Below are 13,242 nucleotides of genomic sequence, written 5' to 3'. Positions count from 1 at the left end.
CTGTGGGTAGTGTACCTTAGACGTATATCGTCAGGGGTGTGATGTGAGGAGGGGTTCAATGCCCTATCTATGAATGATTTATTTCATGTTTTCATGGTTTTATGAGTTTAAATAAAAAAAATGGATAGGGTGATTTCTATGACAAAGGTGAGAAAAGCGATTATCCCCGCTGCTGGATTGGGAACCCGATTTTTACCTGCTACAAAGGCAATGCCTAAAGAAATGCTCCCTATTGTGGACAAACCAACTATCCAGTACATCGTTGAAGAGGCGGTCGCTTCTGGTATCGAAGATATTATTATCGTGACGGGCAAGGGAAAACGAGCCATAGAGGATCACTTTGACAGTGCGTTTGAACTGGAGCATAACCTGCTTGAGAAAGGGAAGCTCAGTTTACTGGAAGAAGTCCGGAAGTCCTCCAACGTGGATATTCATTACATAAGACAGAAGGAAGCCCTTGGACTTGGGCATGCGGTCTGGTGTGCCCGGAATTTCATAGGCAATGAACCCTTTGCTGTACTGCTTGGAGATGATATCGTCGTTTCGGAAATGCCATGCCTGAAACAGCTCATTCAGCAGTATGAAAAGGTAGAGCAATCTGTGCTTGGCGTGAAGACGGTAAGTCCAAGTGAAACGTCCCGCTACGGAATCATTGATCCGCTGCATACAGAAGGTCGTTTATCATCTGTTAAGAGTATGGTTGAAAAGCCTCCACTAGGTTCGGCGCCGTCCAATCTGGCCATTATGGGACGATACATTTTGACTCCGAAAATTTTTGAATATCTGGAAGAACAAAATGTAGGTGCAGGAGGCGAAATTCAGCTTACAGATGCGCTGCAAAAGTTGAATCTTGACGAGGGGATCAGTGCCTATGACTTTGAAGGCTCCCGGTTTGATGTAGGGGAGAAGCTGGGATACATTCTCACAACATTGGAGTTTGCGCTCAAAAATAAAGAGTTGCGTGCACCGGTACTGATGGCGATTGAAGAGATTCTAATGAAGGAACAGATGAATCAAATTCTTGTAGCTGGAGGGGATAGTCTGTGAAGCTATCAGGACCGGAATACTTTGGGAGTGGGGAAACTTTGGTTAAAGAAGGGAATGCCGCTGTACTTGAGCAACCATACTCACAACGGGTTGACGGGTATACGGATGTGATGAAGCCATTGGCCGATTTTGTTATCGCTATTCTGTTACTGCTGATCACATTACCGGTCATGCTGCTTTCAGCTATGTTGATTAAACTGGATTCCAAAGGGCCTGTTATCTTTAAGCAGGAACGGTATGGCAAGAACGGAGCCAAATTTAACATCTACAAATTTAGAACGATGCGTACGGATGCACCGATATATGGTCTCTCTCCAACAAACAGTCATGATCCGAGGATTACACGACTCGGCAGAATACTGCGCAAGACGAGTCTGGATGAACTGCCACAGTTGCTTAACATTATCAAAGGGGATATGAGTTTTATCGGCCCAAGACCTGAGATGAAACGAATTGTAGAGGAATCTTATACTGACTTGGAACGCAGACGCTTTCTGGTGAAACCAGGTATTACGGGATTATGGCAGGTAAGTGAGGCTCGCAAGGAGCCTATTCACCATAATTTGCAGTATGACTTCCACTATATTTCCAATGTATCGCTGAAAATGGACATCATTATCATCTTTAAAACAATCGGCGTGATGATTAAAAGCAATACCTTTTGACCATTCTTAATCATGATTTTGGAGTGTGATGTAATGAAACATACGGTAGTGACAGGTGCAGCCGGATTTCTGGGCTCTCATCTCGTGAAATCTTTAATTCATCAGGGGCATAAGGTTACGGGGATAGATAATCTTTCAACAGGCATGATCCACAATCTGGCAGAAGTCATTGAGAATCCTCTCTTTGTATTCCACGAAGCGGATGTTACACGTCCCGCCGCACTGGATATTTTCGTTGATCAGCAGGTACATGAAGTCTATCATCTGGCTTCTCCTGCTTCACCTAAGTTCTATCAAGCGGATGCTATCGGCACCATTTGGGTGAACACGCAAGGAACGTATCATATGCTTGAACTGGCACGGATCAAGGGAGCAAAGTTCTTGTATTCCAGTACAAGTGAAGCCTATGGGGATCCCGAGGTTCATCCACAGCCTGAGAGTTACCGAGGCAATGTAAATACGTGGGGGCCAAGGGCCTGTTATGATGAGGCCAAGCGGCTAGGCGAAGTTTTCTGTTATGAATACTACACGAAACAACGTGTTTCCGTGAAGGTTGCGCGGATTTTTAACACGTATTCCTCAGGACTTCGCAATGATGACGGCCGTGTGATATCTAATTTTGTAACGCAGGCGCTGACGGGTCAGGATATTACGGTATATGGGGATGGGTCGCAGACACGATCATTCTGTTATGTCGATGATAACATTCGGGGATTACAAGCCCTCATGGCGGAAGATCGGGCTGATGGGGAGATTATCAATATCGGCAATCCTAAGGAATACACGATCCTTGAAGTCGCCCATCTGGTGAAACAACTCACACAATCGAACAGTAAGATCGTATTCCTGCCACTACCTGAAGATGATCCGAAGGTTAGGCGTCCAGTAATCGATAAAGCCCGCGAAATATTAAACTGGGAACCGGAGATTGGTCTGGAAGAGGGATTGAAACGTACGATAGAGCATTATCGATGGATGCTGCAGGTCCAGGAAAATTGATTACACTGAACGGATAACACTGAAGCTGAATAAAGCGAGTTGAGACACATGCAAACCATATTGATCGCCCACAGTTTATATGCACCCCATATCATTGGGGGAGCCGAGATATCAACACAGATTCTTGCCCAGACACTGGAGTCCAGTTATGACGTTAAAGTTATTACGGTAGGTGGGCACAAGGAAGGCGGGTTGCAGACGGATACGGTTAACGGGATCGAAATCTCACGGCTGCCGTTTAACAATCGCTACTGGATCGGTGATACGGCAAGGCAGGCCAGCACTTCTGACAAAGTGTTATGGCGTATCCAGGATATTTTTAATGTGAAGCAGTATCGGCATATTAAAGCATATCTTATGTTGAAACGTCCGGCTCTGATCCACACTCAGAATATCCCTGGCCTCAGTCTCGCGATCTGGAAAGCGGCTTTTGAACTGAACATTCCGGTTGTGCATACCCTGCGGGATTTCTCGTTAATGGAGCCGATTGCCATTGCAGCTTATTCCAGGTTTTACCGACAGATTTCCAAACGATACAGTCGCAGGGTTTCAGCGGTAATCGGCATATCCGAGCATGTGCTTAAAAAGCATACGGATCTAGGGTTCTTTGCGCATGCGTCCAAACATGTCATTCATAATATTGTTGAGCGTGATGATCAGGTTCAGCACATTCATACAGGCAAAACGGTTCGTCACCAGCAGCCCTTACACATTGGATATTTTGGACAACTAACTGAAGTAAAAGGTGTTCAGTATCTGATTGAAGCGGTCAAACAGCTGGATCAGCAGATCGTGGGGGAATTGTTCATCCACGGAGATGGCCCACTGCTCCAGGCATTACAAGAGCTTGCTGATTCTGATCCCCGGATTGTATTCGTGGGCAAAATCGATAAAAGGGACATCACCTCTCAGATGAAAAAGATGGATCTCACGATTGTACCTTCCACCTGGGATGAACCTTTTGGCAGAGTGGTGATTGAATCGTATCAAGCAGGTACACCCGTCTATGCTTCAAAAGTTGGTGGCATGCCCGAAATTCTGCTGGATGCGAACACCTTCTCTTTTGCCGCTCATCGTGCCGATGCGATCCATGACGCGATTCTGCATTACTATGAATTATCTGAAGCCGACAAAAATGAATTGATGCTTCAATGCTGTGAACACAGCTTATCTTTTAATGAAGATTATCTTCTCGGTCGACATGAGATCATTTACGAGAAGTTGATTGGAGGTGGAGGTTAATATGTACATGACTTCTCTGAATGTCAGATCTCAATCATTAGTTCAAGCAAGGTCTGATGCTCCTTCCTCCGTAATCCTGAAGTTGATTCATTTTCTGCTTTTCTATTTATCCATCTATGGCCTGATCTCGATCTATGTGGATAATATCGTGATTCGTTCATTGAAGGACGCAGGTATGCTGTTGCTTGCGGTGTATACACTAGCCCGAGTATATCGTCAGCAGATTCATTTCCTGAATCTGTTCCTCTTTATACTGGGCTCGCTTGTTGTGTTGGGATCGTTAAACGTACTTGTTGGTTCCAGTGTGGTCACTTTAATCTATGGAATTAAAATCACTCTTTTACCACTGGTCATGTTGTTTGCAGGCATGTTTATAGCCGAGCATGGAGGGATGTACGCATTTGCCAGAACCAATCTGGTTATTTTTATTATGCTCATTGCAGGATGGTGCGCCCAATATGCGCTGGGTATAGAAAAGTTAATCACTATGGGATTCGTATACGGAGTAAACATCAAAAACTACCTGGAGGGTGTACCGCGTTTATCTTCGATTACCTATTCCCCGGATGGTTATGCGTATGCGCTGTTAATGACAGGCATCATAGCCGAGCAAACCAAAATGGCAGTGAAACATCGAGGTTTTCGCCTCTTGATCCAACTGTTAACGATCGGCTTTCTTCTGTTATCAACGATTCGATCAGCTTTGTTGCTGTGGGCTGTTTATCAGGTAGTTCTTTTTTTATTTAACATCCGGAAGTACAGCAAAAAGAATGTTTTAGTTCTGGCAGTTGTATTCATGGTGCTGCCGGCAGCTGTATTCTTCGGGGGCAGGTTGTTGCAATCCAAAAATCTGCTCTCCAGTTCATCCCTGCTCGATCGATTACAGACATGGGGAAGCAGCCTGACCTCGCCCTTCACGATGAATGGCATGATTGGCAACGGCATCGGTTCGGTGGGTGCTGCAAGCCGTCGCACACATATGATGGGACTGAACTCCAGTAATTTTGCTGTGGATAACCAGTACTTTTCCTTGTACGAACAGACGGGCTGGATCGGGCTTGCCTACTTTTTTATGTTGTTCACGTGGCTTTTGATCACACTGGCTAAACGAATGAATGCCTCACCTGACTCGGCAGGTTCCAAACTTCCTCAGGTAGCCATAGCCCTCGGCGCAGGGGTGGCTGCAGCCAGTATGACGACCAATGTTCTTGAGCTGTTTCCTGCTAACGTTTTTTTCTGGATGTTTGTAGGTATGGCTCTATATCAGCATCGTAATGCAGGCGATATACCATATAAAGCGGGTGAGTGGAAATGAAGATTTTGCACATCGGGGAATATGTGGTGGGTGGTGTAGCCACGTATGTAAACGAGCTGGTTTCCTACCAGCGTGACCGATTCGAAGTTCATGTGTTAATGAGTGATTATAACTCGGCTAAGGATTTTGATCTGGAGCCAGAGCACATCATTCGTTACAGCTACAAACGTCACCCGAAACACTTTTTCTCAGCGATGAGACAGATTCATCAAGCCATTCGGCGGATCGAGCCGGATATTATCCATGTACACAGCTCATTTGCGGGTATGCTCGCAAGGGGCTTATTTTTTTTCACACCGCGCAAAGCGAGTATATTTTATTGCTCACACGGCTGGTCCTTTTTGATGGATACCAAACCTCTGCATAAAAAAGTGTATTTCATGATTGAGAAAATATTGGAGTTCAAAACAGACTATATTGTTAACATTTCCAAATATGAGATGCAGGAGTCCATTCGTATGGGAATGTCGCCTGCGAAATCACGGTTTGTCTATAGTGGCCTACGTGACCGCAAGTCCCACAAGCCCCAAAATCACGCAGAACAGCTGCAAACGATCGTGCAAAAGCATGAAGAGCATGAAAATCAAACCAACATGATCCGGCTCTTGTTTGTAGGCAGATATGATCGGCAGAAAGGACTGGATCTGCTACTGGACGCATTCAGGCAATATCCCGAGCTGCAGCAGCACATCCAGTTATATATCATCGGAGATAGTGTATTGGAGAAAAATGAGTGGAACTTCACGGATAATATGATCCGATTAGGATGGGTCAATCATGCAGAGATCGATCACTATTATGAGCAATGTGATGCGATCATTATGCCTTCCAGATGGGAAGGGCTGCCCTTGGTCGCTTTGGAAGCCATGAAAAACCACAAACCCGTCATTGCAAGCAATCGATCCTCATTGCCAGAGCTGGTGACACATGGCGTGAACGGGTACATCTTTGAACTTGAACAGCTCGAAGGATTGAGAGAGATTCTAATGCAACTCGACAGAGATACGCTGGCAGCTATGGGAGAGACAGGACATCAGCTATATAGAGAGAAGTTCAGCTCAGATCGAATGAATGAAGAGTTCGTAAGTCTCTATTACGAAGCGAGAAATGTAGAGGTGAGTTTCCCGACAGCTCCACCGGCATCCCGTTTGGAAATTTCAAAGAGGAATGGAGATTAACATGAATACAATCTATATTAACGCCCGTTTTCTGACACAGACGGTTACCGGGGTACAGCGCTATGCGATTGAACTTGTGAAGGAAATCGATAACCTGATTGACATTGGAGAAGTAGACGGAACGAAGGTAGAGTTCTGTCTGCTCTCTCCTGCGAATGTGGTTACTCATCTTGAACTGAAACATATTCGTCACCGGGTTGTTGGCAGACTGAAGGGACATGTATGGGAGCAACTTGAATTGCCCTTTTACACGAAAAAAGGTTTGCTGATTAACCTGTGCAACACAGGCCCCGCGTTCAAACGCAATCAGATCGTGACAATCCATGATGCTTCTGTATTCAGTTACCCGAAGGCATTTTCCTTTGCGTTTCGCTCCTGGTATCAGTTCTTAACAGTAAGATTAGGCAAGATTTCGAAGAAGGTTATTACCGTTTCTAACTTTTCCAAGGGTGAACTGATTCAACATTGCAAAATTGCTGCGCAGAAAGTATCGGTTACCCATCTAGGGATAGATCATATTCATCAAAGGCAGACGGCTCAAGGCACACTTGAGAAATATGGGATTAAGTCCCCATACGTGCTCGCCGTCAGCACGATGAATCCTTACAAAAACTTTAAGCTCATCTTGGACATTTTGCCTGAGGTGAAGGCACAGAATTTGAGTGTGGTCATTGTCGGATCAAAGAACAGTAAGGTATTCAGCAATCATGCTGTGAACGATTCGGACGGTGTGAATTGGGTGGGTTATGTAACGGATGAGGAGTTAAAAGCGCTGTATGAACATGCGACTGGTTTTATTTTTCCATCCTTGTACGAAGGATTTGGCTTACCGCCACTGGAGGCAATGGCGCTCGGCTGTCCGGTTATCGTATCCTCTCGTGGCTCAATCCCCGAAGTATGCGGTGAGGCAGGCCTGTACTTTGACCCACATCACCCGCAGGAAGCAGCTTCACGTCTCGTAGAGATGATGTCTGATCCGGAGCTTGGGCAGCGAATGTCCATTCAGGGTAGAGAGCATTCGGCTTTCTTCTCCTGGAACAAATGTGCTAAGGATACAGTAAATATTATTATGAGCACGGTATAAGCAAGCGAATTGTATTCTTATGAGGGAGACAAGTTATGAACAAAGTGTTTGTTGCGATTGATTTCCCGCCTGAAAAGGGAGGGATTCATGATTATGCCTTCGGGCTGATATCACAGATCCCGGCAGAAGAGACAACCGTGCTGACCAATAAAATAAATAATGCCGCGGAATCCGAGCAATTCGACCGGAACAGTGATTTTGAGATTATTCGTAAACGGATATTTTCAGACTCGAATAAAGGGCTGATGATTCTCTCGCAACTGATTCTGGTCATGCAACTGATCCTTTTGAAATGGCGCAAAAAAACAGATGAAATTCATTTTGTGAACATCTTTCCCGTAGGGCTGGCTGGCCCATTCATGAAATTGCTTTTCAGAGTGAAATATTTCCCCTATGTTCATGGGCTGGATGTGATGGGCATGGTCAACAGCCGATTATTCCCGCTTCTGTTATTCATTCTGAAGCGCGCAGACAAGGTGATTGCCAATAGTCAATATACGAAGTTGAAGCTGGTGGAGCTGGGCATTTTGGAGTCTCAGATCGTCATTATTCCACCGGGACTAAACGTGAACAAGCTGAACGGGATCACAGAGCGTCAGGAAGATATCCGGGATACGTATGGATTGCATGACAAAAAAGTGATGATCACCGTCTCGCGGCTTGTCGAACGCAAAGGTCATGATGTTACACTCAAAGCCGTAAGTCAGGTCATTACCCGTATTCCTGATCTGAAGTATGTTATATGCGGAGATGGACCGTATAAGGGAGAACTGGAACGGCTGGTAATCCAGTATGGTCTTGAATCTGTCGTTGTGTTTACAGGGCGTACAACAGATCATGAGCTGCATCAGTTATATGAATGTGCGGATCTGTTCATTATGCCAAGTCGGGATATCAAGGAGAAGGGCGATGTGGAAGGGTTCGGGATTGTATTCCTGGAAGCCAACTATTATCGATTACCTGTCATTGCGGGCAATAGCGGCGGCATACCGGATGCAGTGAAGGATAATATCACCGGTTATCTGGTAGATCCTGTTAATGATCAGGAGATTGCGGCGCGTATCGAACAATTAATGACGGACGAGGGACTGTCCAGAACGATGGGGGATAACGGGTACGACTGGGTGGTCAATCATTGTCTGTGGTCGCATCGCGGACAGTTGTTGAAGCAATTAGCCTAATGGATGGTTGCCACAATCTTCATGTCCTAATGGGGAGGATTAAGGATGAAAATATGTATCGTTACTCACAGGGTTGTCAAAGGAGAGGGTCAGGGCAGAGTTAATTATGAGATTGCAATCGAAACCCTAAGACAAGGCCATGAAGTTGTAATGATCTCCAATGAGGTGGAACCGGAACTTCTTGAATATGAGGGAGCTACATGGATTAAAGTTTTTCCTTCGCTCAAGTTACCTCAGCTGTTACGATACCAGATATTTGCCTTCAACAGTGCCACTCATATTCGCAAATTAAGAAAAACAAAGCAAGTTGATCTTGTGATGGTCAATGGTTTTATCACCTGGGCTAGAGGGGACATCAATGCGGTTCACTTTGTGCACAGTACATGGATAAAATCCCCCGTACATAGCTTCCGTGTACAGCGCTCTTGGAAACGATGGTATTTTGGTCTGTACACGCTGGTGAATGCGTATCTGGAACGATTCGCCTTTCGCAAAAGTGGTAGAATCATTGCGGTTTCCGAGAAAGTAAAGCATGAATTGATTCAATTAGGCATGCATCCCGATAAGGTGCAGGTCATTCATAATGGAGTGGATGTCCATGAATTTTACCCCAGTGATGCTGGAGAGAAGAGTAGAATGGATATTAACTCCGGTCGAGTCGTAGGTTTATTTGCAGGTGATATTAGCAGCCCGAGAAAAAATCTGGATACGGTATTGAAGTCGATGGTGTCTGTACCAGGGTTAGAACTCGTTGTAGCGGGATCTACAAATCGAAGTATTTATCCTCAGATGGCTAAAGAATTAAACATAGAAGATCGGGTCCATTTTCTGGGCTATCGGAAAGATATGGGGGATCTCATGCGCAATGTGGATTTATTTATTTTCCCCTCGCGTTATGAGGCTTGCAGTTTGGTCGTGTTGGAAGCCCTTGCCTCAGGTATTCCTGTTGTTATCACGGAGGAGTCGGGGGTAACTGAAATGATCAAGAACGATCATGAAAGTATCCCTCCCGGTGTTATTTTGCAAGATGCCAATGATGTAGATGGGCTGGCAGTCATTCTTAACACTTTAATGCAGGATAAAGCCTATTTAAACGAGATGGGCAAGGTATCCAGAGAAGTGGCTCTTCGAAATGATTGGAAGAAGATGTCTCTCACCTATTTGGAGAGCTACGAAGACTACTTAAAACTCAGTGAAAGCCATGCTGGAAGAATGAAACGAAAACAAAGCATTGAGGTGGAATTATGAGAGCATCGGTAGTCATTTGTACACATAACAGAGCGAAGGATACCGTTGAAGCTGTCCAAAGTGTGCTGGCTCAAGAGGATCAGGATATTGAATTTGAAGTACTGGTTATCGATAATAACTCCAAAGATAACACCAGAGAGTTATTTCAAAATGCCGATTGGCCTAATCACGTCCGCTACATCTTTGAGAGTAAGCTTGGTCTATCTTATGCTAGGAACCGTGGCATACGAGAAGCGCAAGGAGAATTTATCATGTTTCTTGACGATGATGCGCTGGCCTCTTCTTCCTGGATTCGTGAAGTCATCCATGTGTTCGAACGCGATGAACGGATTGGTTGTGTGGGTGGGAAAATTGATCCGATCTGGGAAGGCGGCAAGCCGGATTGGATTCCAGATGAAATTATTGGTTTGTATACGTTGATGGACTTTTCGGATCAGGTTACCGAGATGAAGCCGCCATATTTCCCTTTTGGAGCAAATGTTTCGTTTCGGAAGAGTGTTTTTGATTCAATTGAGCCGTTTCGGGAAGATTTGGGGCGCGTGGGAAATAATTTGCTTTCAAGCGAAGAAAGTGAGCTTATCAGCAGAATACGAGAGAAATACGACATATTTTACACTCCATATGGATCAGTACAGCACAAAATCTCCAAAAGCAGGTTAAATAAACGTTGGTTGCTGCGGCGAATGTATTGGCAAGGAATTAGTGATGCCACCCGATATAACAAAAGCGGCTGGGGCGTGTTCAAACATATTGTTCGAATTGCACAAGCAGGTCTGATTATGTTGTTATGTATGAATAATATACAGAAGGTTATGAGCCAATTAGTTAAAATATCTTATCGGAATGGCACGATTGTAGGATCTTTCCGAAACGGTAGAGGGCTGAATACCTGATGAGTATGGCGATTGCCCGAAAACCAAGACAGCGAAGCATCATTCAGACTATCGTCATGACCAGTATGGCTAATATCCTTATCATGGCTGTGACCACGCTGACCTCGATTATTACAGCTCGAATGTTCGGAGCAACGGGGAAGGGAGAACTTGCAGCTGTTTTATTCTGGCCTGCTTTCATTTCGGGTTTGGCTGCATTCGGTCTGCCCACCTCGTTAATCTATAATGTCAAAAAGAACAGCCAGCAACTGCCCGCTTATATCAGCATGAGCTTTGCCGTTCAGATTCCCATCAGTATCATCGCTGGGATAATTAGCTGGTTTGGCATTCCTGTCTGGTTGTCGGGTTATTCTGAATCCGTCATTACGATTGCGCGCTGGTACACCGTATCCATGATTCCAGTCATGTTGTTCATGGGTGTGCTCGCTGCAGCGGCACAAGGAACCGATAAGTTCCATATTTATAATCTATCGCGCCTGCTCGTCCCCTTGTTAAATCTTGCGGGACTTGTGCTATTGTGGGTAACACAAGTTTTGACGGTGGAGAGGGCCATCATCGTCAGCTTTGTAAGCACTATACTAGTACTGATCTGTTATATGATTGCGATGCGTCAGCAAATATTCAGTTCAGTCAGCAAGCTGGCAGCGCAGGTTCGAACAGGCATACATTTATTCAGCTACGGCCTTCGCGTATATGGGGTAGAGTTGCTGGGCACGTTGTATAGCCAGTTTGACAAAATTATTATTATGGCTCTACTGACGCCCAAAGATTTCGGATTATATTCGGTTGTGTTTGCTCTGTCACGTATGTTTAATGTGGTGCAGACGGCAATCACCAATGTGATATTCCCAAAGGTCGCTGGCATGGAGCAGCAGCAGGTGTTGTCTCTTGTTGGCAGAGCTTTTCGCATTAGTATGGTACTTATGACGATCATCATCATACCAAGTATGCTGATTGGTCGTTTTTTTATTGGCTTGTTGTTTGGCCCGGAATTTCTGGAGGCCAGCGGTGTGTTTTATCTGTTATCTCTGGAGTGTATTGTTGGCGGAGGATCATGGATTCTGGCTTCGGCTTTTAATGCGCTGGGGAGACCAGGCGTTATCGTGCTTCGGCAGGTCATTGCACTTGCTGTGACGATTACATTGTTTTTTGTGCTTACACCCATGATGGGGTTATACGGTTTAGGGCTGGCGTTGTTACTTGGTTCCTTTGTACGTATGCTGATGTCGTTAATATCTGTATCGATTATTTTCCAAATGCCGATGCTCAAGATGCTGTATAACAAGGAAGACATGGCCTTCCTCAAGCAAAAATGGAGCGAGAAAAATCTATTTAAAGGAGCCAGAAAAGATGTCAAACGTGCAGAGGATTCATCCCATGGATGAGTTGAAGAAACGGCTTGAATCGATCCTCGAGGTGATACCTTCGCATTCTAAGATTTATTATATTGATTATCCAGTATATAGCAACGGTGGCGATATATTGATTATGAAGGGGGCAGAATCCTTTTTCAAGAGCAACAACATTAGGGTCTCTGCAAGATATAGTGTACATGACTTTCATGAGAATATTCTTATCCCGGATGATCATATCATCGTTCTTAGTGGGGGAGGTAATTTCGGAGATTTGTATGATGCTCACCAGAACGTGAGAGAATCAATTGTTAAAAATTATCCTAGGCACAGAGTCGTTATTTTGCCGCAAACTATTTTTTATAAAGAAGAATCTAATATTCAGAAAACCGCTACTCTTTTTAACCAACACAAGGATCTCCACTTGTATGTACGGGATGAGTCATCTCTTCAACTGGCTACGACGTACTTCCAACATTGTCACGTAAAGCTTCTTCCAGATATGGCACATCAGCTTTGGCCTATCGAAGTTAAGCGAACACCAACTAGGGAGGAACTTCTTTTTTTTAGAACCGATATTGAGAAAAATGTAGAGCAAACGCAGTCGAAAACAGATGGAGATTACCTGGATTGGCCCACCTTGTATAACAAATATGAGCGAAAGCTGATCTACTACATCAGTAAAGGTTTGAAGAAACCTGTTTCACGAGCCATTTCCCAATTCATATGGATGAAATATAGTGACTACCTTGTCCATAAGGCTGTTCGCTGCTTCTCGGATTATCGCATGATTCATACTTCCCGATTACATGGTCACATTTTGTCCTGTCTGATGGCCAAACCCAATCTGCTGATCGATAACTCCTATGGCAAGAACTCGGGATATTACCGGATATGGACCCATGAAGTGAACACCGCGAATATGGACTCTTCCTCTAAAGCAAGCTCTCCACCCGTGGCCAAGTACAGGGAATCAACGGCAACATTGTAACAAACGAAAGGGTATCCCTTACCATCTTAAAATATATAGAGTGGAGT

Annotated in this window: 12 protein-coding genes; all 12 read left to right on the top strand. The window is 44.7% G+C overall.

The window, feature by feature from the left end; translation table 11 throughout:
• The first annotated feature begins 138 nt into the window (after positions 1-138).
• The 12 genes from galU to ACR8BL_RS10210 all read left to right on the top strand — a co-directional run bounded on the left by galU (position 139) and on the right by ACR8BL_RS10210 (position 13,195).
• Entirely contained in the window at positions 139-1,047 is a 909-nt protein-coding gene (galU, locus tag ACR8BL_RS10265) for a UTP--glucose-1-phosphate uridylyltransferase GalU (protein ID WP_434752517.1), read from the top strand.
• Entirely contained in the window at positions 1,044-1,712 is a 669-nt protein-coding gene (locus ACR8BL_RS10260; RefSeq protein WP_434752516.1) for a sugar transferase, read from the top strand. Before galU ends, ACR8BL_RS10260 begins: the two co-directional genes overlap by 4 nt.
• 33 nt (positions 1,713-1,745) lie before the next feature.
• Positions 1,746-2,711 carry a UDP-glucuronic acid decarboxylase family protein gene (locus ACR8BL_RS10255; RefSeq protein WP_434752515.1) on the top strand — a complete coding sequence of 322 codons (966 nt, stop codon included), beginning with the start codon at positions 1,746-1,748 and terminating at the stop codon, positions 2,709-2,711.
• 48 nt (positions 2,712-2,759) lie between these two features.
• Complete coding sequence (locus tag ACR8BL_RS10250; RefSeq protein WP_434752514.1) at positions 2,760-3,953, top strand: glycosyltransferase family 4 protein; 1,194 nt, start codon at positions 2,760-2,762, stop codon at positions 3,951-3,953.
• An 82-nt stretch (positions 3,954-4,035) separates the two neighbouring features.
• Positions 4,036-5,268, top strand: a complete 1,233-nt coding sequence (locus tag ACR8BL_RS10245) for a hypothetical protein (protein WP_434752513.1) — start codon at positions 4,036-4,038, stop codon at positions 5,266-5,268.
• A complete protein-coding gene (locus ACR8BL_RS10240) occupies positions 5,265-6,446 on the top strand; it encodes a glycosyltransferase (RefSeq protein WP_434752512.1) in 1,182 nt (393 codons plus the stop codon). The genes ACR8BL_RS10245 and ACR8BL_RS10240 overlap by 4 nt, the downstream gene beginning before the upstream one ends.
• A gap of 1 nt (position 6,447) precedes the next feature.
• Positions 6,448-7,530, top strand: a complete 1,083-nt coding sequence (locus tag ACR8BL_RS10235) for a glycosyltransferase family 4 protein (protein WP_434752511.1) — start codon at positions 6,448-6,450, stop codon at positions 7,528-7,530.
• Positions 7,531-7,565: 35 nt separating this feature from the next.
• Complete coding sequence (locus tag ACR8BL_RS10230) at positions 7,566-8,711, top strand: glycosyltransferase family 4 protein (protein ID WP_434752510.1); 1,146 nt, start codon at positions 7,566-7,568, stop codon at positions 8,709-8,711.
• A gap of 45 nt (positions 8,712-8,756) precedes the next feature.
• Positions 8,757-9,959, top strand: a complete 1,203-nt coding sequence (locus ACR8BL_RS10225) for a glycosyltransferase family 4 protein (RefSeq protein ID WP_434752509.1) — start codon at positions 8,757-8,759, stop codon at positions 9,957-9,959.
• Positions 9,956-10,852 carry a glycosyltransferase gene (locus ACR8BL_RS10220; RefSeq protein ID WP_434752508.1) on the top strand — a complete coding sequence of 299 codons (897 nt, stop codon included), beginning with the start codon at positions 9,956-9,958 and terminating at the stop codon, positions 10,850-10,852. The genes ACR8BL_RS10225 and ACR8BL_RS10220 overlap by 4 nt, the downstream gene beginning before the upstream one ends.
• Complete coding sequence (locus tag ACR8BL_RS10215; RefSeq protein WP_434752507.1) at positions 10,852-12,237, top strand: lipopolysaccharide biosynthesis protein; 1,386 nt, start codon at positions 10,852-10,854, stop codon at positions 12,235-12,237. Before ACR8BL_RS10220 ends, ACR8BL_RS10215 begins: the two co-directional genes overlap by 1 nt.
• Positions 12,203-13,195, top strand: a complete 993-nt coding sequence (locus ACR8BL_RS10210) for a polysaccharide pyruvyl transferase family protein (RefSeq protein WP_434752506.1) — start codon at positions 12,203-12,205, stop codon at positions 13,193-13,195. The genes ACR8BL_RS10215 and ACR8BL_RS10210 overlap by 35 nt, the downstream gene beginning before the upstream one ends.
• Positions 13,196-13,242 lie beyond the last annotated feature (47 nt).

This window comes from Paenibacillus amylolyticus (assembly GCF_051136285.1).
In the GTDB taxonomy this organism is placed as follows: domain Bacteria; phylum Bacillota; class Bacilli; order Paenibacillales; family Paenibacillaceae; genus Paenibacillus; species Paenibacillus amylolyticus_F.
This window is presented reverse-complemented; position numbering and strand designations above follow the sequence as displayed.

Excerpts from the sequence above, each read along its gene's own strand:
- galU (WP_434752517.1), top strand. The coding sequence starts at position 139 with ATGACAAAGGTGAGAAAAGCGATTATCCCCGCTGCTGGATTGGGAACC.
- ACR8BL_RS10255 (WP_434752515.1), top strand. The coding sequence starts at position 1,746 with ATGAAACATACGGTAGTGACAGGTGCAGCCGGATTTCTGGGCTCTCAT.
- ACR8BL_RS10250 (WP_434752514.1), top strand. The coding sequence starts at position 2,760 with ATGCAAACCATATTGATCGCCCACAGTTTATATGCACCCCATATCATT.
- ACR8BL_RS10240 (WP_434752512.1), top strand. The coding sequence starts at position 5,265 with ATGAAGATTTTGCACATCGGGGAATATGTGGTGGGTGGTGTAGCCACG.
- ACR8BL_RS10235 (WP_434752511.1), top strand. The coding sequence starts at position 6,448 with ATGAATACAATCTATATTAACGCCCGTTTTCTGACACAGACGGTTACC.
- ACR8BL_RS10230 (WP_434752510.1), top strand. The coding sequence starts at position 7,566 with ATGAACAAAGTGTTTGTTGCGATTGATTTCCCGCCTGAAAAGGGAGGG.
- ACR8BL_RS10225 (WP_434752509.1), top strand. The coding sequence starts at position 8,757 with ATGAAAATATGTATCGTTACTCACAGGGTTGTCAAAGGAGAGGGTCAG.
- ACR8BL_RS10220 (WP_434752508.1), top strand. The coding sequence starts at position 9,956 with ATGAGAGCATCGGTAGTCATTTGTACACATAACAGAGCGAAGGATACC.
- ACR8BL_RS10215 (WP_434752507.1), top strand. The coding sequence starts at position 10,852 with ATGAGTATGGCGATTGCCCGAAAACCAAGACAGCGAAGCATCATTCAG.
- ACR8BL_RS10210 (WP_434752506.1), top strand. The coding sequence starts at position 12,203 with ATGTCAAACGTGCAGAGGATTCATCCCATGGATGAGTTGAAGAAACGG.